This is a genomic window from Pseudarthrobacter xylosi, assembly GCF_055412765.1.
In genome coordinates this window covers 1-26,542 of sequence record NZ_JBVAYT010000006.1, presented here as the reverse complement: position 1 = coordinate 26,542, position 26,542 = coordinate 1, and the positions used below count along the sequence as shown (strand labels likewise).

The 26,542-nt window shown below is 64.6% G+C and carries 27 protein-coding genes and 1 tRNA gene; 21 read left to right on the top strand and 7 right to left on the bottom strand.

What is annotated here, in order from left to right; all coding sequences use genetic code 11:
* Positions 1-2 precede the first annotated feature (2 nt).
* The 12 genes from rimM (at position 3) to ACZY1F_RS13825 (ending at position 9,813) form a co-directional block, all read left to right on the top strand.
* Positions 3-548, top strand: a complete 546-nt coding sequence (gene rimM / locus ACZY1F_RS13880) for a ribosome maturation factor RimM (RefSeq protein ID WP_463942306.1) — start codon at positions 3-5, stop codon at positions 546-548.
* Positions 549-1,400, top strand: a complete 852-nt coding sequence (gene trmD, locus ACZY1F_RS13875) for a tRNA (guanosine(37)-N1)-methyltransferase TrmD (RefSeq protein WP_463942304.1) — start codon at positions 549-551, stop codon at positions 1,398-1,400. It abuts the gene before it with no gap.
* Positions 1,401-1,643: 243 nt separating this feature from the next.
* A complete protein-coding gene (gene rplS / locus ACZY1F_RS13870) occupies positions 1,644-2,003 on the top strand; it encodes a 50S ribosomal protein L19 (protein WP_056349088.1) in 360 nt (119 codons plus the stop codon).
* 83 nt (positions 2,004-2,086) lie between these two features.
* Positions 2,087-2,764, top strand: a complete 678-nt coding sequence (gene lepB, locus ACZY1F_RS13865) for a signal peptidase I (RefSeq protein ID WP_463942302.1) — start codon at positions 2,087-2,089, stop codon at positions 2,762-2,764.
* The gene (gene lepB, locus ACZY1F_RS13860; protein ID WP_463942300.1) at positions 2,765-3,658 is read left to right on the top strand and encodes a signal peptidase I; all 894 of its coding nucleotides are present in this window, start codon (positions 2,765-2,767) and stop codon (positions 3,656-3,658) included. It abuts the gene before it with no gap.
* Between the two features lie 14 nt (positions 3,659-3,672).
* Positions 3,673-4,416 (top strand): ribonuclease HII, encoded by a 744-nt coding sequence (gene rnhB / locus ACZY1F_RS13855; RefSeq protein ID WP_463942597.1) that lies wholly within the window; start codon positions 3,673-3,675, stop codon positions 4,414-4,416.
* 91 nt (positions 4,417-4,507) lie between these two features.
* Positions 4,508-4,834 (top strand): DUF2469 domain-containing protein, encoded by a 327-nt coding sequence (locus tag ACZY1F_RS13850; protein WP_111909356.1) that lies wholly within the window; start codon positions 4,508-4,510, stop codon positions 4,832-4,834.
* Between the two features lie 122 nt (positions 4,835-4,956).
* Positions 4,957-5,313, top strand: a complete 357-nt coding sequence (locus ACZY1F_RS13845) for a YraN family protein (protein WP_463942298.1) — start codon at positions 4,957-4,959, stop codon at positions 5,311-5,313.
* Positions 5,314-6,858 (top strand): YifB family Mg chelatase-like AAA ATPase, encoded by a 1,545-nt coding sequence (locus ACZY1F_RS13840; RefSeq protein ID WP_463942297.1) that lies wholly within the window; start codon positions 5,314-5,316, stop codon positions 6,856-6,858.
* Positions 6,859-6,872: 14 nt separating this feature from the next.
* Positions 6,873-8,057: a DNA-processing protein DprA gene (gene dprA, locus ACZY1F_RS13835; protein ID WP_463942296.1), complete on the top strand. Its 1,185-nt coding sequence runs from the start codon at positions 6,873-6,875 to the stop codon at positions 8,055-8,057.
* Positions 8,058-8,108: 51 nt separating this feature from the next.
* Positions 8,109-9,035 (top strand): tyrosine recombinase XerC, encoded by a 927-nt coding sequence (locus tag ACZY1F_RS13830; RefSeq protein WP_463942295.1) that lies wholly within the window; start codon positions 8,109-8,111, stop codon positions 9,033-9,035.
* Positions 9,036-9,309: 274 nt separating this feature from the next.
* Positions 9,310-9,813: a DUF3145 domain-containing protein gene (locus tag ACZY1F_RS13825; protein WP_056349065.1), complete on the top strand. Its 504-nt coding sequence runs from the start codon at positions 9,310-9,312 to the stop codon at positions 9,811-9,813.
* 150 nt (positions 9,814-9,963) lie between these two features.
* Here ACZY1F_RS13825 and ACZY1F_RS13820 read toward each other — a convergent pair whose 3' ends face one another.
* From ACZY1F_RS13820 to aceE, 6 genes are all read right to left on the bottom strand, one after another.
* A complete protein-coding gene (locus ACZY1F_RS13820) occupies positions 9,964-11,199 on the bottom strand; it encodes a beta-ketoacyl-[acyl-carrier-protein] synthase family protein (protein WP_463942294.1) in 1,236 nt (411 codons plus the stop codon).
* Positions 11,200-11,351: 152 nt separating this feature from the next.
* A complete protein-coding gene (locus ACZY1F_RS13815) occupies positions 11,352-11,597 on the bottom strand; it encodes an acyl carrier protein (protein ID WP_056335424.1) in 246 nt (81 codons plus the stop codon).
* Positions 11,598-11,680: 83 nt separating this feature from the next.
* Positions 11,681-12,742 (bottom strand): beta-ketoacyl-ACP synthase III, encoded by a 1,062-nt coding sequence (locus ACZY1F_RS13810; RefSeq protein ID WP_463942293.1) that lies wholly within the window; start codon positions 12,740-12,742, stop codon positions 11,681-11,683.
* Entirely contained in the window at positions 12,739-13,668 is a 930-nt protein-coding gene (locus ACZY1F_RS13805) for an ACP S-malonyltransferase (protein WP_463942292.1), read from the bottom strand. The genes ACZY1F_RS13810 and ACZY1F_RS13805 overlap by 4 nt, the downstream gene beginning before the upstream one ends.
* 88 nt (positions 13,669-13,756) lie before the next feature.
* Positions 13,757-15,001 (bottom strand): PucR family transcriptional regulator, encoded by a 1,245-nt coding sequence (locus ACZY1F_RS13800; RefSeq protein ID WP_255482037.1) that lies wholly within the window; start codon positions 14,999-15,001, stop codon positions 13,757-13,759.
* Positions 15,002-15,175: 174 nt separating this feature from the next.
* Positions 15,176-17,944, bottom strand: a complete 2,769-nt coding sequence (gene aceE, locus ACZY1F_RS13795) for a pyruvate dehydrogenase (acetyl-transferring), homodimeric type (RefSeq protein ID WP_463942595.1) — start codon at positions 17,942-17,944, stop codon at positions 15,176-15,178.
* Between the two features lie 398 nt (positions 17,945-18,342).
* Between aceE and ACZY1F_RS13790 the strand changes: the two genes are divergently transcribed.
* The 7 genes from ACZY1F_RS13790 to ACZY1F_RS13760 all read left to right on the top strand — a co-directional run bounded on the left by ACZY1F_RS13790 (position 18,343) and on the right by ACZY1F_RS13760 (position 23,440).
* Positions 18,343-18,762: a DUF3052 domain-containing protein gene (locus ACZY1F_RS13790; RefSeq protein ID WP_463942289.1), complete on the top strand. Its 420-nt coding sequence runs from the start codon at positions 18,343-18,345 to the stop codon at positions 18,760-18,762.
* Entirely contained in the window at positions 18,759-19,253 is a 495-nt protein-coding gene (locus tag ACZY1F_RS13785; protein ID WP_463942288.1) for a peroxiredoxin, read from the top strand. The genes ACZY1F_RS13790 and ACZY1F_RS13785 overlap by 4 nt, the downstream gene beginning before the upstream one ends.
* A gap of 6 nt (positions 19,254-19,259) precedes the next feature.
* Complete coding sequence (locus ACZY1F_RS13780; protein ID WP_463942286.1) at positions 19,260-20,186, top strand: NAD-dependent protein deacetylase; 927 nt, start codon at positions 19,260-19,262, stop codon at positions 20,184-20,186.
* Between the two features lie 94 nt (positions 20,187-20,280).
* Positions 20,281-20,353, top strand: a tRNA-Val gene (locus ACZY1F_RS13775).
* A 203-nt stretch (positions 20,354-20,556) separates the two neighbouring features.
* Positions 20,557-20,847, top strand: a complete 291-nt coding sequence (locus ACZY1F_RS13770) for a hypothetical protein (protein WP_463942593.1) — start codon at positions 20,557-20,559, stop codon at positions 20,845-20,847.
* Positions 20,848-21,112: 265 nt separating this feature from the next.
* Positions 21,113-21,910, top strand: a complete 798-nt coding sequence (locus ACZY1F_RS13765) for an IclR family transcriptional regulator (protein WP_463942284.1) — start codon at positions 21,113-21,115, stop codon at positions 21,908-21,910.
* A gap of 180 nt (positions 21,911-22,090) precedes the next feature.
* A complete protein-coding gene (locus tag ACZY1F_RS13760; protein ID WP_463942282.1) occupies positions 22,091-23,440 on the top strand; it encodes an MFS transporter in 1,350 nt (449 codons plus the stop codon).
* Between the two features lie 102 nt (positions 23,441-23,542).
* Here ACZY1F_RS13760 and ACZY1F_RS13755 read toward each other — a convergent pair whose 3' ends face one another.
* Entirely contained in the window at positions 23,543-24,607 is a 1,065-nt protein-coding gene (locus ACZY1F_RS13755) for a D-2-hydroxyacid dehydrogenase (protein ID WP_463942280.1), read from the bottom strand.
* A gap of 73 nt (positions 24,608-24,680) precedes the next feature.
* Between ACZY1F_RS13755 and ACZY1F_RS13750 the strand changes: the two genes are divergently transcribed.
* Positions 24,681-25,625 (top strand): NAD(P)-dependent oxidoreductase, encoded by a 945-nt coding sequence (locus ACZY1F_RS13750; protein ID WP_463942279.1) that lies wholly within the window; start codon positions 24,681-24,683, stop codon positions 25,623-25,625.
* The gene (locus ACZY1F_RS13745; RefSeq protein ID WP_463942278.1) at positions 25,622-26,392 is read left to right on the top strand and encodes an SDR family oxidoreductase; all 771 of its coding nucleotides are present in this window, start codon (positions 25,622-25,624) and stop codon (positions 26,390-26,392) included. Before ACZY1F_RS13750 ends, ACZY1F_RS13745 begins: the two co-directional genes overlap by 4 nt.
* Positions 26,393-26,542: the final 150 nt, after the last annotated feature.

Sequence of the window (26,542 nt, the reverse complement as noted above, 5' to 3'; positions counted from 1 at the left end):
AGATGCAGCTTCAGGTGGCACGAATCGGCAAACCGCATGGAATCCGCGGCGAAGTGACGGTCCAGGTGCTGACCGACGCTCCCGGGGACCGGTTCGTTCCCGGTACGGAGTTTGTGGTGGAGCCTGCATCCGCCAGCGCACTCATTGTTGAGAGTGCGCGGTGGAATAAGGACATCCTGCTGCTTGCGTTCGAGGGAATCGAAACCCGCAACCAGGCAGAGACCCTGCGTGGCGCCAAGCTCTTCATCGAGACCGAAGAGCTGGACGAGGACAACGACGAAGGCTGGTACGAGCACGAACTCGTGGGGCTCGAAGCCCGCGTAGGCTCGCAGGTGGTGGGCAAGGTCGCCGCCCTGCACACGTTGCCTGTCCAGGACCTGCTCGTGGTTGAAACACCGGAAGGCAAGGAAATTCTGGTCCCGTTCGTGGAGCAGATCGTGCCGGAGGTCAATGTGGCCGACGGCTTTGTCCTGCTGACGCCGCCGGACGGACTCTTTGAGGTCAACGATGGCGAAGCCGCTGCCGGCGAACCGGAGGAAAACGCGTAGATGAGAATCGACGTCGTCAGTATCTTCCCGGAGTACCTGGCGCCCCTGGAACTCTCGCTCATCGGCAAGGCCCGCCAGGACGGCCTGCTGGACCTGCGCGTCCATGACCTGCGTGATTTCACCACGGACAAGCACCGTTCAGTGGACGACACCCCCTACGGCGGCGGTGCCGGCATGGTGATGAAGCCGGAGCCGTGGGCGCAGGCGCTGGCTGCTGTCGCCGCAGGCGCTGGAGCAGGCGCCGAAACCACGGAGCACGGGTCCGCCAAGCCGGTGTTGATCGTCCCATCGCCGGCAGGGGAGCGTTTCAACCAGGCCCTGGCCTATGAGCTCGCCGAAGAGAATCAGCTGGTTTTTGCCTGCGGCCGCTATGAGGGCATCGACGAGCGTGTCATCGAGTGGGCGGAAGAGCACTTCACGGTGCGCCCCATGAGCCTTGGCGACTACGTGCTGAACGGCGGCGAAGTGGCCGTTCTGGCGATGGTCGAAGCCATCGGCAGGCTGCTGCCCGGCGTGGTGGGCAACCCCGATTCCCTGGTGGAGGAATCGCATTCGGACGGGCTGCTGGAATACCCCGTGTACACCAAACCGTCCAGCTGGCGGGACCGGGATGTCCCGGCGGTGCTGCTGAGCGGCAACCACGGGAAGATCGCGCAGTGGCGCCGCCACGAGCAGTACCGGCGGACGGCGGAACGCCGCCCGGACCTGCTGGAAACGTTCGACGCCGGGAAGCTGCCGCGTGCCGACCGGACAGCTCTTGGCGACCTCGGGTACGACGTCGTCGACGGTCACCTCCGGGCGCGGCGGCCGGCCGGGACCAACCAGGACGCCGGAACCGACCCCTCACTCTGAACCGGCGCGGCGGCGGTCTGCGGCGATTGGCTGTAGGCCTGTGAGTGTGGCAAAATTAGTCTTTGTGTCTGCTGGGTCCGCACCTGCCACAGGGGGAGCGCAACCAACAGCTGGACACCCCGGGACCTTCAATCAGTGAAGGAACCGGACCCACTTAACTTTCGGCGGTAATTCCCGGTGCTTCCGGGCTTGCCCGCCGTGACCCAAAGTGAATGACCCGTGGCGTTCACCAGGAGTGCAATTATGCATATTCTCGATTCCGTAGATGCAGCCTCGCTGCGCACCGATGTTCCCGTCTTCCGCGCGGGTGACACCCTCAAGGTTCACGTGAACATCATCGAAGGCAAGAACTCCCGTGTCCAGGTATTCCAGGGCTTCGTCCTGGGCCGCCACGGCGATGGTCTTCGCGAAACCTTCACCATCCGCAAGGTCTCCTTCGGCGTCGGTGTGGAGCGTACCTTCCCGGTGCACTCCCCGATCATCGACAAGATCGAGGTCGTCTCCAAGGGTGACGTCCGCCGCGCGAAGCTTTACTACATGCGCGACCTGCGCGGCAAGGCTGCGAAGATCAAGGAAAAGCGCGACTTCCAGCCCAAGAAGTAAGTCCCCAGGGACCTACAAAGCAGGCCCAGCCGTATCAGGCCAGCGCCGGAGCCCTTCGCAACAGCGCCCCAGGAATACGGATCATGGACCAGACAAAACGCCAGCCCAGAAGAATGGGCTGGCGTTTTGTGTTCCTGGCAGTTCTCCTGGCAGTGGCCGTCAGCGGCCTGGTCCGGTCGCTGTGGCTGGATGTGTACTACATCCCGTCCGAATCGATGGAGCCGGTCCTTGCGGACGGGGACCGCATCCTGGTCTCCAGGACAGACTTCCACGCCGAACCCATCCGGCGGGGCGACATTGTGGTCTTCGATGGCAGGGGTTCGTTCGCACCCCTGAACAGTGGCAAGGGCCCCGTCCTGGATTCCTTGGCTGCGGCCGGGCAGTGGCTGGGCCTGGCCGGCAGTGACACCACGTACGTCAAGCGAGTTATCGGCCTGCCGGGGGACACCGTAGTCTGCTGCGATGCCGACGGAAAGATCACCGTCAACGGTGCGGCACTCGATGAGCCGTACCTGTTCAACGGAGACAGCCCAAGCAAGCAGGTCTTCAGCGCGATGGTGCCTGACGGGAGGCTGTGGCTGCTCGGTGACCATCGCTCGGCGTCGGCTGATTCGCGCAGCCTGCTCGGTGCGCCCGGCGGTGGCATGGTGCCGATGGACCGTGTCATCGGCAGGCCGGTCCAGATCGTCTGGCCACTTGATAGATTTGCTGCAGTACTACGGCCGCCAGCGGCAGGATCAACAACAGAGGACGGACAGTAAATGCCCGAGAACAATGCGCAGACACCCGAGCCGCCTCGCGATGGCGCTCCAGGTGCCGACGCCGACGGTATGTCCGCCAACACGATTTCCGGCGGCAGGACCTCGGACGGTGTGATGGCCGACGATGCTATTGCCAACGGTGGCGACTCGGACGACGTAGCGGACGGCAGCCCGGCGCCACCGTCCGGCAGGCGGTCCTCGGCACCCACTACCGAGCCCGACGCGCCCAGCCAGCTCTTTGTCTGGCTGAAGGAGGTTGCCACGGTGGTGGTGATCGCGGTGGTGCTGTCCTTCCTGATCAAGACCTTCCTGTTCCGCGCGTTCTATATTCCGTCCGAGTCCATGGTCAGCACCCTGGACGTCAACGACCGCATCTTCGTGAACCTGCTGGTTCCGGAGCCGTTTTCCCTCTCACGCGGCGACGTAGTGGTGTTCCGTGACACCAAGGGCTGGCTGAGCACCGCGCCGGATGAACCGAAGGGACCGTTCACATGGGTCCAGGACGGACTGACATTTGTGGGACTGCTCCCGGACAACTCCGAGCAGCACCTCGTCAAACGCGTCATCGGGCTGCCCGGCGACGAGGTGATCTGCTGCGACGACGGCGGTAAACTGACCCTCAACGGATCCCCTATTGATGAAACCTATGTCAACGGGGCTGAAGAACCCCAGATCCGCGCCTTCGACGTCGTTGTTCCGGAAGGAAAGGTCTGGGTCATGGGTGATAACCGGAACCACTCCGCGGATTCCCGCTCGCACATGGAGTCCAATGGCGGTTTCGTCGACCTCGTGGACGTGGAAGGCAAAGCCGCCGTGATCGCGTGGCCGCTGAACCGGATCACGGTCCTTGATAACTATCCGGCCGTCTTCCGGAACGTGCCTGCGGGAGGCTGACAGTGTCCGCAGTGATGCCGGCCACTCCGGCTCCGGCCACGGCCTCAGTCAAGGCCCCGGCCCGCCAGGCGGCCGGTGTCCGCTCCAAAGCACCGACGCTTCGGCATGAGCGGACCTTCAAAGCGCAAGGTGCCCGCTACCTGGCGGGCGTGGACGAAGTGGGCCGCGGGGCGCTGGCAGGACCTGTGAGCGTTGGGATCGCCGTCGTGGACCTCCACACCCAGAAGCCCCTGGCCGGTGTGCGGGACAGCAAGCTGCTCAGCCCCGCCGAACGGGAGAGGCTGGAACCCCTGGTCCGGCGCTGGAGTGTTGCGTCTGCCGTCGGGCACGCTTCTGCGCGGGAGATCGACGCGTTGGGGATCATTGCTGCGCTGCGGCTGGCCGGTACGCGCGCCTGGCAGGACATCCTTGCGGCTGGCATCAGCCCAGATGTGGTGTTGCTCGACGGCAGCCACAACTGGCTCTCGCCCGCCGGGCAGCCTTCCCTGTTTGACGAGCCACCGGTCGACGTCGCATGCACTGCCCCCGTACACACCAAGATCAAGGCGGACATGCAGTGCCTGAGCGTGGCCGCCGCCAGCGTGATTGCGAAGGTGGAACGCGACGAGCAGATGCGCGGCCTGCACAGTGAATACCCCGGGTTTGGCTGGGACGTCAACAAGGGCTACGCCACGGCAATTCACCGTGACGCGCTCCGCGCCGCCGGAGCCACACCGTACCACCGGGTGAGTTGGAACCTCCTTGGCGGCGAACTCTGATTCCCTGCCGCACTGGTGCCTGCCGCACTGGTAGGGCTCACGCGGCGCGGACGCTGCGACTGCGGCGCCCTGGATGGTGCAAGATGGAAGCATGAGTGCTGAGGATCTTGAAAACTATGAAACCGACATGGAGCTGCAGCTCTACCGTGAATACCGCGATGTTGTCGGGCTCTTCAGCTACGTTGTCGAGACCGAACGCCGCTTTTACCTCGCAAACCACGTTGACCTGCAGGCCCGAAGCGCCGACGGCGAGGTCTATTTCGATCTGACTTTGCAGGATGCCTGGGTGTGGGATGTGTACCGTTCGGCACGGTTCGTCAAGACTGTCCGCGTCCTGACGTTCAAGGATGTCAACGTCGAAGAACTGCCCCGCAACGAGGAACTCGCCCTGCCGAAGGATGTTGACCTCGGCAACTGACGCCGGCCACTGTTCCTCCACAGCGCGGCTGTATTGGGGCGATTTTCCGGGGTTACCCACATACGCCAGTAGCCTCCTGTCCTCCGTTGTCCTGCCACCGCAGGCTGGTTGCGGAGGTAGAAATGAAATCCAAAGACCTGTTGGGTCGGCGCGGCGAGGAGCTCGCGGCCGGCTATCTTGAATCGCTCGGCATGCTGGTGGTGGAACGCAACTGGCGCTGCACCGAAGGTGAAATAGACATCGTGGCCCTTGACGGGGACTCCCTGGTTATTGCAGAGGTGAAGACCCGCCGTTCCCTGGACTACGGGCACCCCTTCGAAGCCGTTGGGCCGGACAAACTCGCCCGGCTGCATCGGCTTGGATCGGCGTGGTGCCGGGACCGGGAGCTCCGGATGCCGCTACGGCGCGTGGATGTCATTGCCGTGGTGGATAACGGCGCCGGCGAACCCTTGGTGGAACACCTCAAGGGCGTGGGGTAGATGGCGCTGGGCCGGGCCTACTCCGTGGCGCTGGTGGGTTTGAACGGGTACATCGTCGAGGTGGAAGCCGACATCGGCCAGACTTTGCCGGCATTTGTGATCCTGGGCCTGCCGGATGCCGCCCTCAACGAAGCCAAGGAGCGGATACGTTCCGCGGCCAAAAATTCCGGAATTCCGCTGAGCCGGCGGAAGATCACGGCCAACCTCATCCCGGCGTCGCTGCCCAAACGCGGTTCCGGCTTCGACCTTGCCGTGACCATGGCCGTCCTGAGGGCCGCAAACGACATCAAGCCCACTGGACGGACGGTCTTCATCGCCGAACTCGGATTGGATGGCCGGCTGCGCCCGGTGCGCGGCATCTTGCCGGCAGTGATGGCATCGGTGCAGGCTGGCTATCCGGACGTGGTGGTCGCACACGCAAATCTCGGCGAAGCGGCACTGGTTCCCGGAGCTAACGTCCGCGGATACCGCACGCTGGCGCGGCTCGCGCTCGAGTTCGGTGCCGACCCGCAGGAGCTCGCACTGGACTTCGAACCGGAGGACGAGGCCGGGCACTGCTATTCCGAACCAGGGGCTCACTCCGTACCTGACATGGCCGACGTCTCCGGGCAGGGTGAAGCCAGGCGTGCCCTCGAGGTGGCCGCGGCTGGGGCACACCATCTGCTCCTGACCGGACCTCCGGGAGCGGGCAAGACCATGCTGGCCGAAAGACTTCCCGGTCTCCTGCCGGACCTTGCCGACAATGAGGCCATGGAAGTCACCGCCATCCACTCGCTCTGCGGTCTGCCCTCATCCGCCGTTCAGCTTGTGCGGCGGCCGCCGTTCGAGAATCCGCATCATTCGGCCACAGCGGCCGCCATCATCGGCGGGGGATCGGGGTTGCCCCGGCCGGGTGCGGCATCCCGGGCCCACCGCGGAGTGCTTTTCCTGGACGAGGCCCCGGAATACGAACGGCGTGTCCTGGACGCCCTTCGCCAGCCCTTGGAGAGCGGCGAGCTGGTTATCCACCGCTCGGCTGGCACGGCGGCCTATCCTGCCCGGTTCCAGCTGGTCCTTGCCGCCAACCCTTGTCCCTGCGGGAAGGCCTCGGGGAAGGGCCTGGACTGCACGTGTACACCTATGATGCGGCGCCGCTACGTGGCCAGGATGTCCGGTCCGCTGCTGGACCGGGTTGATATCCAGCTGCAGGTGGAGCGCGTGTCGCTGGCCGACTTCGGCCAGGCGGGCGCCGAAGAAGATACAGCCGCCGTGGCCCGGCGGGTCGGTGACGCACGCCGGCGGCAGGCCGAACGGCTGCAGCCGCTCGGGATGGAAACGAACTCGCAGGTGCCCGGCCGGATTCTCCGGGGGGCACTGCGGTTGCCGGCCGGCGCCACCCGGATACTGGACCACTCACTGGAGCGGGGGGTGCTGACAGCCAGGGGCTATGACAGGGTCCTGCGGCTGGCGTGGACCCTGGCGGACCTGTCGCACCGCGACATGCCCGACACCAACGACATCGGCCAGGCCCTTGGCCTCCGGCAGGCTGCCTCGGCAGCTGCGTGAAGGAAGTAGACCACATGGACAACGAACGGATCGCCAGGGCCGCCTTGTCGCGGCTTATGGAACCGCAGGACGCTGCCGGACTTGCCCTCGTGCAGGCCACCGGTGCACTCGACGCCCTGAAAATTGCCACCGGACAGGCGGCCGCCGGCCCGGACCTGGAACGGGAGATCACCGGATTACTGGCGGACAACGGTGCCGGAACCAGCTGGGCCGGGATGGCGGCCTGCCTCAAACGCTGGGCGCCCCGCATTCCGGATCTGGCGCCCGAGCGGGACTTGGCCACCATGGCACGCCTTGGCGGCCGGCTGATTGTCCCGTCGGACGATCTCTGGCCTGCCCAGCTCGGCGACCTGGGGATGCAGGAGCCTATCTGTCTGTGGTGGCGGGGCCTGGAACAGGAGCTTCCCGGCCCGGCCCGGAGCGTGGCGCTGGTGGGGTCCCGCGACAGCACCAGCTACGGCGCCTCGGTGACCGGGGACCTGGCCTACTCCCTGGCCCAGCGGGGCTTCACGGTGGTTTCCGGGGGCGCTTATGGCATCGATGCCCACGCGCACCGGGCTGCACTGGCCGGGGGATCAGCGGCGGTGCCTACCATCGCGGTGATGGCCGGTGGTGTGGACCGGTTCTACCCGTCCGGAAACGAGGATCTCCTGCGGGCGGTCTGCAACCAGGGAGCGGTGCTCGCGGAGGTGCCGCCGGGGTCGGCGCCCACCCGCTACCGCTTTCTCCAGCGGAACAGGCTGATCGCGGCCCTGGCCGCCGTGACGGTGGTGGTGGAAGCCCGCTGGCGGTCCGGTGCCCTGAATACGGCCCACCACGCGGAGACCCTTGGCCGGGCGGTGGGAGCTGTGCCGGGATCGGTTCACAGCGCCAACTCCGCTGGCTGCCACCGGCTGCTCCGGGATGGCGGCGCTGTCTGCGTGACTGACGCCGCGGAGATCGCCGAGTTAGCCTCCCCTAGCGGCCTGGGGCTAGCGGAGCCCGGGAACGCACATGTGGCTGACCATGACGGACTTACCTTGGAGGACCTGATCCTTCTTGACGCCCTGCCACTGCGGTCCACCACGTCGGTGGACAAGCTCTGCGCAGTTGCAGGCCTCAGTGCGGACTCCGTCCGGGCCGGGTTAGGCAGGCTAGGCCTGCTGGGGCTGGCAGCTTCAGAAAGGGGCGGCTGGATACGGGCCAAGGAATCCGGGTAGTTGCCTGTGTCCGGCACGGGAATGCCCGCGGACTTCTGGGACAGTGGAAGAGTGGATAATCAGGAACTGTCGCGGGCGTTCGAGCAGGCACTTGCGGACTTCGGCAGATACCTGACCGCCGAGCGGGCCCGGTCCGGGCATACACTTCGGGCATACCTGTCCGATCTTCGAAGCCTTCTGGAATACGCGGCCTCCGAGGGTGTCACGGATCTGCCAGGCCTGGAGCTGGGCACCCTCCGACGCTGGCTCGGGGCGCAGAGCCAGGCCGGAATATCCCGGGCCACCCTTGCGAGGAGATCGGCCACAGCGCGTTCCTTCACCACGTGGGCCATGCGGGAAGAACTTATCGAGACCGATCCTGCCCTCCGTCTCAGGGCTCCCAAGCCGGAAAAGTCACTGCCAGGGGTGCTGCAGTCCCAACAACTCCTCAGGCTGCTGAACAGTCTGGCGGCAGCCGCGGCTGACGGGTCACCCGTGCCGGTGCGCAACCGGGCCATGGTGGAGCTTCTTTACGCCACTGGGCTGCGGGTGGGGGAGCTGGCCGCCTTGGATGTGGACGACCTCAACCCGGACCGCCGGACCCTGCGGGTTGTCGGCAAGGGTAACAAGGAAAGGACGGTTCCCTATGGCGTCCCGGCCGCCGTGGCCGTTGACGACTGGCTACGCAGGGCCAGGCCGCTCCTGGCCACCGGGCAGAGCGGACCGGCACTTTTCCTGGGCACCAGAGGAAGCCGTGTTGACCAGCGTCAGGTCAGGACCGTGGTGAACGCACTCTTCGAAGCTTTGGGCGACACTTCAGCAACCGGTCCGCACGCGCTGAGGCATAGTGCGGCAACGCACCTGCTCGATGGCGGGGCCGATCTTCGTGCGGTCCAGGAAATCCTGGGTCACAGTAGCCTCGCCACCACGCAGATCTACACCCATGTGTCCGTTGAGCGGCTACGGAGCAGCTACCAGCAGGCCCATCCCCGGGCCTGAGAGCCGGGGACTCCCGGCAACGCGGGGTAATTGCAGGACCGTGTCACCTGTGGCGAATCGCACTGGCGTAATTACGCGGTGTACGGCACAATAAGAGTCACGTCCGGCAACTTTCAAGTTTCGCTTGAAGCTCTTTCGCTTCGCGCGTCATTCGCAAGTCCGGACACAGCTTAATAATCAGGCAGGGAACACCGCCGCTGGAACATAAGTACCGGGCAGTTTCATCCAGGCAGAGGTCGTTGGGGAAGACGTACCTACAGCTATGGAGGATGGAATGTCTGTTGCAATGACCCGTGGTGTGCTGTTTGTTCACTCAGCCCCTACAGCACTGTGCCCGCACGTTGAGTGGGCTATTGGATCCGTCGTGGATAAGCGGACGGATCTTGAGTGGACCCCTCAGCCTGCTGCGCCCGGAATGTTCCGCGCCGAGCTCTCCTGGACCGGAACCCCGGGAACCGGATCGCTGCTGGCTTCCTCACTTCGCGGCTGGGCCCATCTGCGCTACGAGGTGACTGAAGAGCCGAGCCAGGGCGTAGATGGCGGCCGCTGGTCGCATACCCCCGAGTTGGGGATATTCCACGCCACCACGGATGTCCACGGCAACATCATGGTCTCTGAGGACCGCATCCGTTACGCCTACGAATCGGGCGCCGGAGATCCCTCTGCCGTGTACCACGAGCTTTCCCTAGCCTTAGGCGAGGCGTGGGACGAGGAACTCGAGCCGTTCCGCCATGCAGCCGAAGGCGCACCGGTCCGCTGGCTGCACCAGGTCGGCTGACGCCGTCGGACAGCACTCTGTCGTACTTCCGGTCCGCTGCCCCGGCATAAGCGCCGGATCGGAATGCGCGCTCCATAGCAAAAGGAGAGGCCCCGCCACGTGGCGGGGCCTCTGCTTGTGTCTGGGGTACTTGCTGTTCCCGCGTTGCTGCTAAATGCTGCGGACAGCGATCACGGCGTTGTGGCCGCCGAAGCCAAACGAGTTGCTCAGCGCCACGATGTCGCCTGCCGGCAGATCCCTCGCCGACGTGACGACGTCGAGCGGGATCTCCGGATCCTGGTTCTCAAGGTTGATGGTGACCGGGGCCTTGCGGTGGTACACGGCCAGAACGGTGAGTACTGCCTCCACGGCACCTGACGCGCCCAGCAGGTGGCCCATCTGTGACTTGGTGGCGGACACTGCGACGTCGTCGAGGTGGTTCCCCAGCGCCGCGCGGAGGGCCGTGTACTCCGGCTTGTCACCTACCGGCGTGGACGTGGCGTGCGCGTTGACGTGGACAACGTCCTCAGCCTGGATCCGGCCGTCGAACATGGCCGCCTTCAGCGCCCGGGTGGCGCCCAGGCCCTGGGGGTCCGGGGCGGTGATGTGGTAGGCGTCAGCCGTCACGGAGGTGCCGGCCAGTTCGCCGTAAATGCGGGCGCCGCGGGCAATGGCGTGTTCCTCGGCTTCGAGCACCAGCGCGCCTGCGCCTTCGCCCATTACAAAGCCGTCGCGGCCCAGATCGTAAGGGCGTGAGGCGCCCTGGGGGTCGTCGTTGCGGCGGGAGAGCGCCTGCATGGACGAGAACGCGGCCAGGGGCATGGGGTGGATGGCTGCCTCGGCGCCGCCGCACATGACCACGTCGGCCTTGCCGGAGCGGATCAGCTCCAGGCCCAAATGAAGGGCCTCGGTGCCCGATGCGCAGGCCGAAACCGGGGTGTGGGCGCCGGCACGGGCGCCAAGGTCGAGGCTTACGGCTGCGGCGACGCCGTTGGGCATCAGCATCGGCACCGTCATGGGCAGGACGCGGCGCGGGCCTTTTTCTTTCAGCGTGTCCCAGGCATCCAGCAGGGTCCAAACGCCGCCGATGCCGGTGGCGAAGGCGACCGCAAGGCGGTCGGGGTCAATCTCGGTGATGCCGGAATCGGCCCAGGCTTCACGCGACGCGATGACGCCGAACTGGGTGGACGGATCCATCCGCTTGGCCTCCACGCGGCTCAGGACCTCCAGGGCGGGCGTGGAGCAGCGGGCAGCGAAGTGGACCGGCAGTTCGTACTTGGCGACCCATTCGTCTTCCAGCGTGCGGGCACCGGAGACCCCCTTCAGCGCGTTGTTCCACATGGTGGGTACGTCGCCGCCGATGGGCGTGGTGGCACCCAGACCGGTAATGACTACTTTGCGTGTCATTGGATCACTCTCTGTCGGTGGGCAGGCCGTATCCGGATATCCGGCGGGGTCCCGCGTGTAGGGCAGCTGGCTGCCGAAAAATGTGGTGGGCTGCCGGTCCGGCGTAAGCACGGACCGGCAGCCCAGTCAGCCATAAGGGGCTGAATCCGTGGTTAGGCCTGTGCGCCGGAGATGAAGCTGACGGCGTCGCCCACGGTCTTGAGGTTCTTGACCTCTTCGTCCGGGATACGCACGCCGAACTTCTCTTCGGCGTTGACCACGATGGTCATCATGGAGATGGAGTCGATGTCCAGGTCCTCGGTGAAGGACTTGTCCAGTTCCACAGCCTCGGGGGCAAGGCCGGTTTCTTCGTTGACGATTTCTGCCAAGCCGGCCAGGATCTCTTCGTTGCTAGCCATTGATGGCTCCTTTTCTTGTTATTGCCGGCAGGGGGTGCCGGAAACGCTGCAGTCCGCGGATGCGGCCTGTTTTGGGGGTGTTCCTAAGGAAGGACGATTACCTGGGCGCCGAAGACCAGCCCGGCTCCGAAGCCGATCTGGAGTGCGAGGCCGCCGCTGAGCTCAGGGTTTTCCTTGAGCAGGCGGTGGGTGGCCAGGGGAATGGAGGCCGCCGAGGTGTTTCCGGCATCGGCGATGTCCCGGGCCACCGTGACGGATTCGGGAAGTTTCAGTTTCTTGACCATCTCATCGATGATCCGCATGTTGGCCTGGTGTGGGATGAACGCAACAAGGTCTTCGGCCTTGACGCCGGCGGCGTCCAAGGCCTGCTGTGCCATCTTCGCCATTTCCCAGACAGCCCAGCGGAAGACCGTCTGGCCGTCCTGGCGGAGTGTGGGATAGAGCTCCTGCGCTTCCTCGAGCAGTGCAAAGTCGCCGGACTCATCGGACTGGCGGGCAGCCATGCTGAGATCACGGACATCGAGGATGGAACGCGTCATGCCGATGGCGTCCCACTTGCTGCCGTCCGAACCCCACACTGAGGGTCCGATTCCGGGAGTGTCGGAGGGGCCGATGACAACAGCACCCGCGCCGTCGCCCAGCAGGAAGGAGATGGTGCGTTCCCGGTTGTCGATGACGTCGGAAAGCTTCTCCGCGCCAACCACCAGCACGTAGGTGGCGGTGCCGGAACGGACCAAGGCATCAGCTTGGGCGATGCCGTAGCAGTACCCGGCACAGGCGGCCGAGATGTCGAAGGCAGGTGCCGGCGTCGCACCGATGCGGTCAGCCAGGGCGGCGGCAGCAGACGGCGTGGCGTACGGGTGGGTGACGGTGGAAATGATGACGGCGCCCAGCTGGGAGGCTTCGATGCCTGCCTGCTGCAGGGCCTCCCGGGCAGCACCCTCGGCCATGTCGATGACGCTGACGTCGGCGGCGGCCCGGTGCCGGGTCACGATGCCGGTCCGCTGCCGGATCCATTCGTCCGAGGAATCAATCCACTGGCAGACGTCGTCGTTGGTGACGATGACGTCAGGCCGGAATACCCCGAGGCCGAGGATGCGGCTGTATTCATTGACGGGAACCTGTTTCAGCGTGGGAACGCTCATGCATTTCCCTCCAGTTCTGCGAAGAGTGCCAGTGCGGCCGTGAGGTCGTCCGGCGTTTTGACTGCAACGGTCTTGACGCCGGGCATGCCGCGCTTGGCGAGCCCCGCCAGTGTACCGGCCGGGGCCAGCTCAATGACACCGGTGACGCCGCGCCGCACGAGTGTTTCCATGCAGAGGTCCCAGCGGACCGGCCGGGAGACCTGCGCGATGAGGCTCTCGACGGCGGCATCGCCGTCGGTCACTTCCCGTCCGTCAAAGTTGGACAGCAGGGGCACCTGTGGCTTCTGCGGCTTGAGGCCCGGCCTGAGCGCCTCAAGGGCGCTCACGGCGGGGGACATGTGTGAGGTGTGGAACGCGCCGGCCACCTTCAGCGGGATGACGCGGGCCTTGGCTGGCGGGTTGTCCGCCAGTGCCTTGAGCTGTTCAAAGGTTCCGGCTGCCACGGTCTGGCCCGCGCCGTTGACATTTGCCGGTGTGGCCCCGGTGGCCTCGATGGCGGCCAGAACCTCTGCAGGGTCCCCGCCCACCACGGCACTCATGCCGGTGGGGGTCACGGCAGCGGCGGCGGCCATGCTGTTGGCGCGTTCACGGACGAACGTCATGGCTTCCTGCTCCGTGAGCACGCCGGCGAGTGCCGAGGCAGTGATTTCACCAACGGAGTGACCGGCAAGGATCACCGGAAGCGTGCCGAGTTCGACGTCGAACAGCGACTTCGCGGCGACCAGCCCGGCGGCAACAATCAAGGGCTGCGCAACGGCAGTGTCCTTGATGGTGTCCTCGTCAGAGGTAGTCCCGTGGGCGGTCAGGTCGATGCCTGCGATCTCACTGAGGGAGGCCAAATGGCCTGCTACCGAAGGCAGTTCCAGCCAAGGGGCCAGGAAACCCGGGGTCTGTGAGCCCTGTCCAGGGCAGACTATTGCAAGCACGTATCCAGCTTTCCAAATTACGGGGTCATCCAGGGGTGTTTGTCTGCACCAAGCTCAAGGGGTCAGATTGTAGGAAGTCTACAACGACTCAGGACTGATTCCGCGCCGGATGACGCTCTGTCGGTGCTTTTGGCGGTGCCGAAAGCCGGCCGACTACCAACGCCGCCTGCAGCACAAACGCCTCCCGAGGAAGCAGCGGATCCCAGCCCGTGACGTCGCAGACGCGCTTGAGCCGGTACCTGACGGTGTTGGCGTGGACAAACAATTCACGGGCAGTCGCCTCGAGGGAATGACCCAACTCCAGGTAGGTGCCCAGGGTCTCGACCAGCCCGTTGGAGGCAGCGACAAGCGGGCGGTAGATGTTCTTCACCAGAGAGCGGCGCGCAGCTTCGTCACCCGAGATGACGCGTTCGGGTAACAGGTCGTCGGCGGCTACTGGCCGGGGAGCGGCGGGCCACGCCCTCGCAGCGGTCAGGCCAGCAAAGGCCGACTGCGCTGATCCGCTCGCCTCCAGCAGGGAACCGGCTTCCGGGCCGTAGACCACCGGCCCGGGGGCGAACATTTCGCTGAGTTTCAGGTACGCGGTCTCCCGGTCCTGGACGCCGCCAAGAATCAGAATCAGCCGGTCGCCCTGGATACCCACCAGCGCATCCTCGGCGTAGCGGCCCGCCAGGCGGCGCAGTTCGCTGACGTAGCTGGCACTGGGTTCAGACGGTGAATTGCCCACCATAACAGTGAACCTCTCCTGTGCCTTCCAACCCAGCGCGGCGATCCGGGACCGCAGTGCGTCCGTATTTTCGCCACGGAGGATGGCGTCCACGATCAGCGCTTCCAGCCGCGTATCCCAGGAACCACGGGATTCTGCGGCCCTCGCGTAGACGTCCGCCGCCGCGAAAGCCACTTCCCGTGAGTACCGCAGTACCGCTTCGCGGAGGGAGGGCTGGTCAGCTTCGGGGGCGATGACCGGCACCTGGTCTTCCACAACTTCAACCACGATCCGGATAAGCTGGAGCGCCTTCTGGAGGCTGATGGAACGCGTCAGCTCCGTGGGGGCCGTCCCGAAAACGTCGGAGAGAATCCACGACGGCGAGCTGGGCCGCTCATACCAGGTGACAAACGCTGCGATGCCGTTCTGCGCCACCATGCCCAGCGCCGAGCGCTCATCGGAGCTGAGCCGTGAATACCACGGCAGCGATTTCTCCAGCTGGCGAAGGGTGGTGGTGGAAAGCTGGCCCACGCTCGCCCGGAGCTTTTTCAGGGTTTCGGATTTCTCCGGTGTCATGCTGCGCGAGGACGGCTTGCGCTTCACGGGCGGGGTGGTTGGCTCTGGCATCCTTCGAGCATACGGTGCCTGCCCGGCAAGCTCCATTTGTGCGAAGGCTACAACGTTGTTGGACCTGCATCACAGACGGCATCATGTACAGAAACGCCGGGAACGACGACGGCGACCCTCGCCTTTCGGTGAGGGTCGCCGTCGTCGTTCATTTACGGTGTCAGCAGGAGTTGATCAGGACTCGCCGCCCGCGTTGCCGGTGGAACCGGCGTTGACGTTGTGCAGCTTGTACTTCTCGATCGCCTGGGCCGGGGCCTGGGCATCAACTTCGCCGCGGCGCGCCAGCAGTTCAAGGGAACGGACCACGATGGAGTGGATGTCGTTCTTGAAGAAGCGGCGGGCAGCTGCACGGGTGTCGGAGAAGCCGAAGCCATCCGCACCCAGCGTGGCGAACTCGTTCGGTACAAACTGGCGGATCTGGTCCGGAACGGCCTTCATGTAGTCCGAGACCGCCACTACGGGTCCTGTGGCACCGGCAAGCTGCTGGGTCACAAACGGGACGCGGGCGGGCTTGCCCGGGTTCAGGAACGCCTCTTCCTCGGCGGCCATGCCGTCGCGGCGCAGTTCGTTCCAGGACGTCACGGACCAGACGTCGGCGGAGACGCCCCAGTCCTCGGCGAGCAGCCGCTGGGCTTCAATGGCCCAAGGAACCGAGACACCGGAAGCCAGGATCTGGGTCCGGGGACCGTCGATCTTCGCCGGAGCCGCGAGGTAGATGCCCCTGAGGACACCTTCCACGTCGAGCTCCTCGGGCTCCGCGGGCTGCGTGATGGGCTCGTTGTAGACCGTGATGTAGTACATGAGGTTCCGGTCAGCCGAATCGGGCCCGTACATGCGCTCGATGCCGTCCCGGATGATGTGGCCCATCTCGTACCCGTAGGCGGGGTCGTAGGTGACCACTGCCGGGTTCGTGGAGGCAAGCAGCGGGGAGTGCCCGTCGGCGTGCTGGAGTCCTTCCCCGGTCAGGGTGGTGCGGCCGGCAGTGGCGCCGATGATGAAGCCGCGGGCCATCTGGTCCCCGGCGGCCCAGAAGGCGTCGCCGGTGCGCTGGAAGCCAAACATGGAGTAGAACACGTAGACCGGGATCAGCGGTACCCCATGGGTGGCGTAAGCGGTGCCGGCTGCGGTGAAGGCTGCAACGGCGCCGGCTTCGTTGATGCCGGGGTGGATCAGCTGGCCCTGCGCCGATTCCTTGTACGCGAGGACCAGGTCCCGGTCCACCGACAGGTAGTTCTGGCCCTTGGGGTTGTAGATCTTGGCCGTGGGGAAGAACGCGTCCATGCCGAACGTGCGCGCCTCATCGGGGATGATCGGCGCGATGTGCTTGCCGAAGTTCTTGTCCCGCATCAGGTCCTTGAGGAGCCGGACAAACGCCATAGTGGTGGCGGCCTGCTGCTTCCCGGAACCGCGCTTGGCAACCTCGTACGTTTTTGCTTCCGGGAGAGCGAGCTCCTGGTGCTTGGAACGGCGCTCAGGAACAGAACCGCCCAGCTGGGCACGGCGTTCCATCATGTACTGGATCTCCGGCGCATCGGTGCCCGGGTGGAAGTACGGAGGCTGGTACGGGTCCTTCTCCAGCTGCTCGTCGGTGACCGGAATCCGCAGGTGGTCGCGGAACTTCTTCAGGTCATCGAGGGTGAGCTTTTTCATCTGGTGGGTCGCGTTGCGGCCCTCGAAGTGGGGTCCGAGTCCGTAGCCCTTGACCGTTTTGGCCAGGATGACGGTGGGCTTGCCCTTGAATTCGGTGGCTGCCTTATACGCCGCGTAGACCTTGTGGTAGTCGTGGCCGCCGCGCTTGAGGTTCCAGATTTCGTCATCGGAGAGGTCCGCGACCATGTCCTTGGTCTGCGGGGTCTTGCCGAAGAAGTGCTCGCGGACGAACCCGCCGGATTCGGCCTTGTAGGTCTGGTAGTCCCCGTCCGGGGTTTCGTTCATGATCTTCACGAGCGAGCCGTCGGCGTCTTGGGTGAGCAGGTCATCCCACTCCCGGCCCCAGACCACCTTGATGACGTTCCAGCCCGCGCCGCGGAAGAACGCTTCGAGTTCCTGCATGATCTTGCCGTTGCCGCGCACGGGACCGTCGAGGCGCTGGAGGTTGCAGTTGATCACGAAGTTCAGGTTGTCGAGGTTCTCGTTCGCGGCGAGCTGGAGGAGGCCGCGGGACTCGGGCTCGTCCATTTCGCCGTCGCCCAGGAATGCCCAGACCTGCTGGTCCGAGGTGTCTTTGAGGCCGCGGTTGTGCAGGTACCGGTTGGACTGGGCCTGGTAGATCGCGTTCATCGGGCCGATACCCATGGACACGGTGGGGAATTCCCAGAACTCCGGCATGAGGCGCGGGTGCGGGTAGGAGGAAAGCGCGTGGCCTTCCTTGGACTTTTCCTGCCGGAATCCGTCCAGGTCCTCCTCGGAGAGCCGGCCTTCCATAAACGCGCGGGCGTACATGCCGGGGGAGGCGTGGCCCTGGAAGAAGACCTGGTCACCGCCGCCGAGGTGGTCCTTGCCGCGGAAGAAGTGGTTAAAGCCCACCTCGTACAAGGTGGCGGCGCCGGCGTAGGTGGAGATGTGCCCGCCCACGCCGATGTTCGGCCGCTGCGCCCGGTGCACCATAATGGCGGCATTCCACCGCATGTATGCCCGGTACCGGCGCTCAAACTCCTCGTTGCCGGGGAACGCTGTTTCCTGGTCCACCGGGATGGTGTTCACATAGTCCGTGGTGGTGACCATCGGAACTCCGACGCTCTGCGCGCCGGCGCGCTGCAGCAGGCTGCGCATGATGTATTGGGCACGTTCCGTGCCCTGTTCCCTGATCAGTGCATCCAGGGACTCAACCCATTCGGCGGTCTCTTCCGGATCACGATCAGGCAGCTGGTTTGTCAACCCGCTGAGGATATGGGAGGTATCTTCTCCTGCAGCCACGTCCAACCTCTCTTTGCGCGCATGCATCGGCGCCCACATGCCGGGCAGGGTGACTGTCCGGCATGAATGCGACGTGTGCGACGTATCGGTTACAACAGCCCGGTCATGTGCGCCGGGCAGGGTCCTATCACGCCTATGTCTGCCATTGAGTTCCAGGCGGTCGCCCCGCAGGCATAGTTGTCACCAGTCACTCTAGCTGTGACTCCAGCGCGATGCGTAGCCGCGTCTATGGCGTCCCTGTTGTATTTCGCCGTCATACTGGTTGTGTGACGAAAGCCGCTGCAACGCAGGCTGACAGCGCCGGATGTGACGCAAAATATGGCGAATCGCGGTGGTGGCAGCTTGAAGCGCAGGCACAAAGGGTGTTGGCTGGGAGTAATGGAAATCACTATGCGCATTGCATGTATTAGGCATTGGAGGAACACGTGAGCGAGGCCGACGCCGCCACTTCGGTAAATGTGGCGGAAAAATTGGGTTTCAAAAATGGGGATCTGATTCAGGAGTTCGGTTACGACGACGACGTCGATTTCGACTTACGTGATGATATTGAGGACCTGACAGGGTCCGAGCTCCTGGACGAGGACGACCACGACGTTGCTGACGCCGTCATTTTTTGGTGGCGGGACGGCGATGGGGATCTGGTTGATACCCTCATGGATTCCCTGACCACCTTGAGTGAAACCGGGGTTGTTTGGGTGCTGACGCCAAAGTCCGGGCGCACCGGGTATGTCTCGCCGGCGGAAATCCAGGAAGCGGCGCCCACTGCGGGCCTGCACCTGACCACCTCCGCGGGCGTGTCGAAGGACTGGAGTGCCACCCGCCTGGTTAGCAGGAAGAACAAGTGACGGCAGCCCTTGCCGTAGCCGGACAGACTGTTCCGGCGGTGGGGGAGCTTGCCCCGGACTTTGAACTCGTGAACCAGTTCGGAGAACCTGTCCGGTTGTCCACTTTCCGCGGCCAGAACGTTGTGCTGGTATTTTATCCGTTTGCATTTTCGGGTGTCTGCACCGGTGAGCTCTGTGAAATCAGAGACAACCTTGCCGCGTTCGAAGATGCAAGGGCCACAGTCCTGGCGGTGTCCGTGGACAGCAAGTTCAGCCTGCGGGCGTATGCCGAGAAAGAAGGCTACGGCTTTGACCTTCTGGCCGACTTCTGGCCACACGGCGCCGTCGCCAGTGAGTATGGTGTCTTCGACCCGGAGAGCGGCATGGCTGGGCGCGGGACGTTCATCATCGATGCAACCGGAACAATCCGCTACGTTGTGGTGAATCCGCGTGGCCAGGCCCGCGAGCTCGCTGACTACCAGGATGCTCTGGCAGGCCTGGAACAGAGCTGACGCCGCATGGACCAGCAGCCGCACGGCATCGGCCTGACGGGCTTCGCGAGCCTGCCGGCCGCTGACCCTGCTGCGCTGTCCAGCGCGGATCTACAAGGACTGGAACGCGTCAGGGAGCTGTTGTCTGGCAGGCAGCTGGCTTTACTGACTGGCGCAGGGCTGAGCACCGATTCGGGCATTCCGGACTACCGTGGGCCGGACGCCGTGCCACGTTCACCCATAACCTACCAGGAGTTCGTGCGCGAGGCCGCCAACCGCCAGCGCTACTGGGCACGGAACCACATCGGCTGGTCCAAGTTGCGGCGCGCGGATCCAAACCCCGGGCACCGTGCGGCGGCAGAACTGGAACGGCGGGGCCTGCTCACCGGGTTGATCACGCAGAACGTGGACCGGCTGCATGAAGATGCCGGCAGCCGGAATGTCATTGACCTCCACGGCCGTTACGACCGGGTGGTCTGCCTGGATTGCCAACGCACGTACACCCGCCACCTGCTTGCGGAGGTGCTCGAAGAACTGAATCCCGGCTTCCTTGCGCGCGCCACCACGTCCGGCCTGGTGAAAATGGCGCCCGACGCCGATGCCACTGTTGAGGACACGGCGCTGATCAGCAGTTTTGTGGTCGCTGCCTGCCCCGCCTGTGGCGGAACGCTTAAGCCTGACTTTGTCTACTTCGGCGAGAACGTGCCCAAGGAGCGCGTGGAAGACGCCTACGTGATGGTGGACCGCGCCGCCGCTTTACTTGTTGCAGGATCATCACTGACAGTAATGAGCGGACTGCGGTTCGTCCGTCACGCGGCCAAGGATGGCAAACCTGTGGTGATCATCAACAGGGGCGACACCCGGGGTGACCAGTACGCCACCATCAAGCTGCACGCAGGCGTCAGCGAGGCACTGACCTGGCTCGCCGCCGAACTCCCCGATCTTGACCCATGACGGAGACGATGCGTCGATTGGCTTTTCTTCCCGACCGTCAGGTAGAGTTTATGTTCGTTGGTTGACGCGCTGAGGCGCGAAAAACCTGCAGTTTGGGTCTTTAGCTCAGCTGGTAGAGCGCCACGTTTACACCGTGGATGTCATCGGTTCGATCCCGGTAGGACCCACTACCAAACCCCGTTGTTCCTGGCCCACTGGCCGGGACCAACGGGTTTTTTGTTGCCATGAGCGGTTCGGGGCGTAGGGCCGTCGCATGAGTGTGGTTGGGGTCGAGTATCCGCGTGGCAGGAATTCCCTCATGGGCCCCATCTGTCAGATGCGATTCGGCCAAGTCGCAATATTGTCAGTGGCTGTCCTTAGTGTTCCCGCTATGGAATATGTGGTGGTGAAGATGGCCCATGACGGCAGCCCGACGGCGGTAGTCATCAGCGGCAGAGAATGGGCTGTGGGTGCCGACGCAGTGAGATGGTTTGAGCGCGTGAGTTGGTGGGAGGCGGAGCGCCGTATGCCCAAGGGGCTGGGTCGTGTGGACGTTGAAGTGTTGCAGGTCCAGGTGCGCCTGGGCCACAATCCGCATTCCGCGCTGACAACCATGATGCTGGAGCGCGACGGACTCGGCGGCGGCTGGAGGCTGAGGGAGGCCGTGGTAGACGCCGCCTGAATTCGGCGGCAGATGTCCAGAGCATATTTGGGCATTGGAAAACCCTCCACCGCGACTATTGGGGGATGCCGCGGTGGAGGGTCTGAAATGAATATACCGTGAACTTCCCGCAACAAACAAATGCCACGCGAACAGTCCTGCAAGGTGCGGCGGACGGCGCCCTGACTCAGGCCCCGAATCATCAATAAGCCATTATGATGGTTACTGTTCAGCAGAATGAACGCATCTACGCGAAGCGCCCCGGCGTGCCGATCGAAGGAGAATCATGGCCGATTCCCGCACCCCCCGCTCCTCCGAAGGTTTGGGGAGTACGTCACCGGCGCCGGCGGTCACGCGTGCCGCCGCCGTCATGGACGCACTGGCAGCCTCTGCTACTGGACGGCTGACGCTGAGCGACCTGGCCCGCGAGTTGGGTATCCCCAAGTCGTCCACGTCCAACCTGTTGCTGGCGTTGGAAGAAGCCAGGCTGATTAGCCGTCACGGCGCCGAATTCACGCTCGGCCGGAAGCTCGTGGAACTCGGTGCTGCATATCTGAGCCGGCTCGATGAAGTGCAGGAATTCTACCGGTTCTGCGAACAGGCGCCGACCCTTTCCGGGGAGACGGTACGCATCGCCATGCTGGACGGAACGAACGTCATCTATCTGGCCCGCTACGAGGGGCATCCGGCGGTCCGCCTGACGTCCAATATCGGCGACAAGATGCCGGTATCCCTGTGTGCCGTGGGCAAGGCCCTGGTCGCCCGCCTTCATGACCATGACGTCGACGCAATGTTTTCCGATGACGTTGAACTTCCGGTCCTGACCCCGAAGTCTCTCCGCACCGGAGCCGAGTTGAAGGCACAACTGACCACCATCCGGGAACAGGGCTATGCCTTCGAAGATGAGGAATCCACTACGGGAGTAGTCTGCCTCGCTGTGGCGGTGCCGACGCGCGGCGCCCACGGCCCTAGCCTTGGCTTGTCCGTCACGGCTCTTAAGGCCACATATTCCGCGGAGCAGGGTTCCCAGATGGTCAAGGAACTGAACGAGCTGGCGCGGTCCCTGGGTAACCCCATGGGCTGAGCGCACAGCCGTGACGGGCCGGCCCAACGTTCATAACCCCGGTTGTAAACAAATATCCGGCAAGCACTTGCTCCGTGTTCAACTTGCTGTACTCTGTTCAATATAGTGATCGACGCCACGGGGTGTCCTCGCTATCCCACTAGGCCAACGGGGGCCTGGAGTGTTTTTGAGGGAGTTCTTGTGACAGCTCGTACTAAATCACCGCAGACTGACGTGGACGGCGCCGCCGTCGATCCGGAGCAGCTGCGAAGGGCAACTCTTGCCAGCTCAGTAGGCTCCGCACTGGAGTACTACGACTTCTACATCTACGGCCTCGCCTCGGCCTTGATCTTTGGACCGTTGTTCTTCTCGCCGCTGGGTCCGGAGGGTGCCCTCATTGCCTCGTTCGCCACCTACGGTGTCGGCTTTGCAGCACGGCCCTTCGGTGGACTGGTGTTCGGCTACATCGGCGACCGCTACGGCCGCAAAATGGTCCTGATCCTCACCATCGCCCTGATGGGAACGGCAAGCTTCGCCATCGGCTTGCTGCCCACTTTCGAGCAGGCAGGTATGCTGGGCGCGGTCCTCCTGGTGACGCTGCGGATTGTCCAGGGTCTCGGGGCCGGGGCAGAGCAGGCCGGCGCCACCACCCTGATCTCGGAAGTCGCACCGCGCCGCCGTCGTGGGTTCTTTGCCTCGCTTCCGTTTGTCGGCATCCAGCTCGGCACTCTGCTGGGTGCGGGAACGTTCGCACTCATCGCCATGGCGGACAAGTCCGTCCTGCAGGGCTGGCTCTGGAGGGTGCCGTTCCTTGCCAGCTTCATCCTGATCGCCGTTGCCATCTTCATCCGACTCAAGCTCAAGGAAACGCCTGCGTTCCAGGAGTTGGAGAAGCACAAGAACGTGGTCAAGAACCCGATCAGCGCGCTCTGGAGGCACTCCAAGAAGAACGTCCTCATTGGCATCGGCCTGCGCATGGGCGAGAACGGCAACTCTTCGATCTACTCGGCGCTGTTGGTCTCCTTCATGAGCATGCCGGCCGGAGTGTTCGCAGGAAACAACTCCATCGGCCCTGTGGGCCTGTTGATTGCCGCAGGATTCGCCGCTGTCTTGGTGGTCACCTTCGGCGCTCTGTCGGACCGCTTCGGACGCGTCCCGGTGTACCGCTACGGTGCTCTGTTCCAGGCCATCATCGCGTTTCCTGCCTTCTACCTGGTCACGCTCGGCAATGTCACCCTGGTGTGGATCGTCATGGCCGTGGGCATCGCCATCGGCGTGCAGTCGATGCTCGGCCCGCAGTGCCCGCTGCTCCCTGAGCTGTTCGGCTCGCAGTACCGCTTCACGGGTGTGGCTATGAGCCGCGAGATCTCGGCTGTGCTGGCCGGCGGTCTCGCGCCCCTGCTCGGTGCCCTTCTGTTGGCCGCCACTAACCACTCGTGGCTGGTGCTGTCCATTTACTCCCTGGTGTTGGCGCTCATCTCCTTCGTCACCACCTTCTTCACTCCGGAAACTGTCGGCCGCGATCTCCTGACTACGGAGGACGCCAGCTAGGCACTCCATTAGTGCAATAGGCGGCCTCCCCGGTTGGGGAGGCCGCCTATTTCTGTGCCGGCTGTTGTTTGGGCGCCGCTAGTGCTGCTGCGGCAGTGCCCCTTAGTAGAAGTGGACCGGGTCCACCAGATGGGGCAGCTCGCCGCCGTCGAGGAACGTGCGCAGGTTGCTGCTGAAGCGTTCCGCGATCAGGCGGTTCTCCGCGGCGCTGAGCGCCGAGGTATGCGGCGACACCATAACCTTGGGGTGGTTCCACAGCGGGCTGTCCTGGGGGAGTGGTTCCACGGCGAAGACATCGAGGCAGGCGTAGGAGACCTGGCCGTTGTCCAGGGCCTCCAGCAGGGCGTCCTCGTCCACCACGGTGCCGCGGCCCACGTTCACAAACACCGTTCCCGGCTTCATGGCGGCGAACACCTCACGGTTGAACAGCTTTTCCGTGTACGGCGTGCCGGGCAGGGTGTTGACGACGGCGTCTGCCGTGGCGAGCAGCCCGGGCAGTCCGTCGTTGCCGGCAACCTGCTCGATTCCTTCGATCGGCTCAACGGTTCGCTTGGTGCCGCTGACAGTCATGCCCAGGGCGCGGGCGATCCGGGCCGTCTCCAGGCCAATTTCGCCCAGGCCGGTCACTACCAGCGTGGACCCGCTGACCAAGCGGGTGGGGGTCCGAAGCTCGGGCCACACCTTGGCGGCCTGGTCCTGTGCCAGCTCGGCGCTGCGCTTAAAGCCGTTGAGGATCCCCAGGGCAGCGAATTCTGCCAGCGGCAGGGCATGGACGCCGGCGGAGGTGGTCACCTTGAATTTGAGGAGGGTTTCCTGATCCAGCCCGGAGGCCTTGACGGCACCGCCGGCGCCGGCGGCCATGGCGTGGACCCACTGGAGCCGTGGATTCTCGCGTGCGATGCGGGCCAGGCCCGCGGGGCTTTCGTTGGGCAGGCCGTACAGCACCTGCGCCTGGTTGAGCATGGCCCAGTACTGTTCCTCCTGCGCAGGGGTCCTTTTGAAGTCCGGATCCCCGGAGTGGTCGGCCGGAAAACGCTCCGGCGGAAGCAGGTCCGGCTCGTAAAGGACAGTTACGGAGGGGTCTACGGCGCGGATGCGCTCCACCAGCTCTGCTTCGAGCGGGACGGCGATCGCGACGGTGGTTAGAGTCGTCATAGTGTTCATCATACTGAATAGCGGCTAGGATATTGGACAGATTTCCCTTCATTAACCACACAACGATGTGAGTCGAGGCCTATTTATGGAAGACAGAACAGCGGGCTTTGTAGGCCTGGGGCTGATGGGGCTGCCGATGGCGGTCAATCTGGTCCGCGGCGGCTGGGCGGTCACCGCCTGGAATCGATCCGAGGGACCCCTGCAGGAGCTTGTGGCGCAGGGCGGCCACTCAGCGCCGGACGTTGCATCCCTGCGGGACCTGCCAATCATCGCCTTTATGCTTCCGGACCTGTCCTTCATCGAAGAGGCTTCGGCGGGGCTCTTGGCGAGCTGGGATGAAACGCCGCCGCAGGCCGGCACTACCGTGGTGGTCACAAGTTCGGTCTCACCGGCAAAGGTCCAGGACTTCGGGCTCCGGGTACACGAGGCAAGCCATGGCCGCGCCGCCGTAGTGGACGCCCCGGTCAGCGGCGGCACCAAGGGCGCAACCGACGGGACACTGGCCATCATGGCCGGCGGTACCGCCGACGACTTCCGGCGGGTCGAGCCCTTCTTCAACGCGATGGGAACCACCGTCAGGCACATAGGCCCCCTGGGCGCGGGGTCGCTCGCCAAGGCCTGCAACCAGCTCATTGTGGTAACCACGACGGCGGCGCTCGCCGAAGCGGCCGAGCTCGCCGAGCGCTCCGGGATGGATCCGGCGGCGCTTTTCGACGTCCTCGCCGGCGGCCTTGCGGGCAGCCGTGTGCTGGAGAACGTGGGACCGCGCCTGGTCCGGAAGGACTACACACCCACAGGCCCGGCGAAATTCATGCATAAGGACCTGTCCTTTGTGCTCGAATCAGCACGTGCGGCCGGCGCTGCCGTACCGATGGCCACCGCCTGCGTCGAACTTTACGCGGAGCTCAAGCGCCAGGGCCTTGGCGACCAGGACCTTGCCGTGGTCCGCCAGGCCATTTCGAATCTGAGCGACAACACCAATATCGCGGGACCTGCGGAGACCGCAACGAAAGGGACAGCTGCACCATGAGTGGACTTTTTGATTTGACGGGGCGGGTTGCCTTGGTGACAGGCTCGAGCAGGGGGATCGGCAACGCCCTGGCCCGGGCGTTGGCGGAGGCCGGGGCCACCGTGGTCCTCAACGGGATCAACGAAGAGCGGCTCAAGGCAGCCGAAACTACCATGGCTGCGGACTTCGCCCCCGGGCAGGTGCACAGCATTGCATTTGACGTCACTAAAGACACCGAGGCTGCGCGGGGTGTTTTGTGGGTGGAGGAGCAGGTGGGGCCGTTGGCGATCCTGGTGAACAATGCGGGGATCCAGCATCGGGTGCCGATGCTGGAGCTCGATGTTGCGGATTGGGAGCGGGTGATCAGGACGGATCTGACGAGCGCGTTCCTGGTGGGGCGTGAGGCGGCCCGGCACATGATCCCGCGGGGGAAGGGCAAGATCATTAATATCTGTTCGGTGCAGACGGATCTGGCCCGGCCCACGATCGCCCCGTATGTGGCGGCGAAGGGTGGGCTGCGGAACCTGACCCGGGCGATGACGGCGGAGTGGGCGGGCTCCGGGTTGCAGATCAACGGGATCGCCCCGGGTTATATCCATACGGAGATGACGCAGAACCTGGTGGACGATGAGCAGTTCAATGCCTGGATCCTGGGCCGGACCCCGGCGCACCGGTGGGGCACGGTCCGGGACCTGGCCGGTCCGGCGGTGTGGCTGGCCTCGGAGGGCTCGGACTTTGTGAACGGGCAGACGATCTTTATCGATGGTGGAATGACGGTGGTGGTCTGATGGGCATCGAAACAGTGGCTCAGGGGACCGAAGATACAGCGCTGCGGGTTTCTGGTGCGGCGGTGGTGGCGTATGCGGCCGGGGATCTGCGGATCGAGGAGGTCCCGGTGGCGGCCCCGGCCCCGGATGAGGCCGTGGTGGAGGTGGCGT

Bases quoted from the DNA above. Each gene is read 5' to 3' on its own strand.
- rimM (WP_463942306.1), top strand. From the start codon at position 3: ATGCAGCTTCAGGTGGCACGAATCGGCAAACCGCATGGAATCCGCGGC.
- trmD (WP_463942304.1), top strand. From the start codon at position 549: ATGAGAATCGACGTCGTCAGTATCTTCCCGGAGTACCTGGCGCCCCTG.
- rplS (WP_056349088.1), top strand. From the start codon at position 1,644: ATGCATATTCTCGATTCCGTAGATGCAGCCTCGCTGCGCACCGATGTT.
- lepB (WP_463942302.1), top strand. From the start codon at position 2,087: ATGGACCAGACAAAACGCCAGCCCAGAAGAATGGGCTGGCGTTTTGTG.
- lepB (WP_463942300.1), top strand. From the start codon at position 2,765: ATGCCCGAGAACAATGCGCAGACACCCGAGCCGCCTCGCGATGGCGCT.
- rnhB (WP_463942597.1), top strand. From the start codon at position 3,673: ATGCCGGCCACTCCGGCTCCGGCCACGGCCTCAGTCAAGGCCCCGGCC.
- ACZY1F_RS13850 (WP_111909356.1), top strand. From the start codon at position 4,508: ATGAGTGCTGAGGATCTTGAAAACTATGAAACCGACATGGAGCTGCAG.
- ACZY1F_RS13845 (WP_463942298.1), top strand. From the start codon at position 4,957: ATGAAATCCAAAGACCTGTTGGGTCGGCGCGGCGAGGAGCTCGCGGCC.
- ACZY1F_RS13840 (WP_463942297.1), top strand. From the start codon at position 5,314: ATGGCGCTGGGCCGGGCCTACTCCGTGGCGCTGGTGGGTTTGAACGGG.
- dprA (WP_463942296.1), top strand. From the start codon at position 6,873: ATGGACAACGAACGGATCGCCAGGGCCGCCTTGTCGCGGCTTATGGAA.
- ACZY1F_RS13825 (WP_056349065.1), top strand. From the start codon at position 9,310: ATGTCTGTTGCAATGACCCGTGGTGTGCTGTTTGTTCACTCAGCCCCT.
- ACZY1F_RS13820 (WP_463942294.1), bottom strand. From the start codon at position 11,199: ATGACACGCAAAGTAGTCATTACCGGTCTGGGTGCCACCACGCCCATC.
- ACZY1F_RS13815 (WP_056335424.1), bottom strand. From the start codon at position 11,597: ATGGCTAGCAACGAAGAGATCCTGGCCGGCTTGGCAGAAATCGTCAAC.
- ACZY1F_RS13810 (WP_463942293.1), bottom strand. From the start codon at position 12,742: ATGAGCGTTCCCACGCTGAAACAGGTTCCCGTCAATGAATACAGCCGC.
- ACZY1F_RS13800 (WP_255482037.1), bottom strand. From the start codon at position 15,001: ATGCCAGAGCCAACCACCCCGCCCGTGAAGCGCAAGCCGTCCTCGCGC.
- aceE (WP_463942595.1), bottom strand. From the start codon at position 17,944: ATGCATGCGCGCAAAGAGAGGTTGGACGTGGCTGCAGGAGAAGATACC.
- ACZY1F_RS13780 (WP_463942286.1), top strand. From the start codon at position 19,260: ATGGACCAGCAGCCGCACGGCATCGGCCTGACGGGCTTCGCGAGCCTG.
- ACZY1F_RS13770 (WP_463942593.1), top strand. From the start codon at position 20,557: ATGGAATATGTGGTGGTGAAGATGGCCCATGACGGCAGCCCGACGGCG.
- ACZY1F_RS13765 (WP_463942284.1), top strand. From the start codon at position 21,113: ATGGCCGATTCCCGCACCCCCCGCTCCTCCGAAGGTTTGGGGAGTACG.
- ACZY1F_RS13755 (WP_463942280.1), bottom strand. From the start codon at position 24,607: ATGATGAACACTATGACGACTCTAACCACCGTCGCGATCGCCGTCCCG.
- ACZY1F_RS13750 (WP_463942279.1), top strand. From the start codon at position 24,681: ATGGAAGACAGAACAGCGGGCTTTGTAGGCCTGGGGCTGATGGGGCTG.
- ACZY1F_RS13745 (WP_463942278.1), top strand. From the start codon at position 25,622: ATGAGTGGACTTTTTGATTTGACGGGGCGGGTTGCCTTGGTGACAGGC.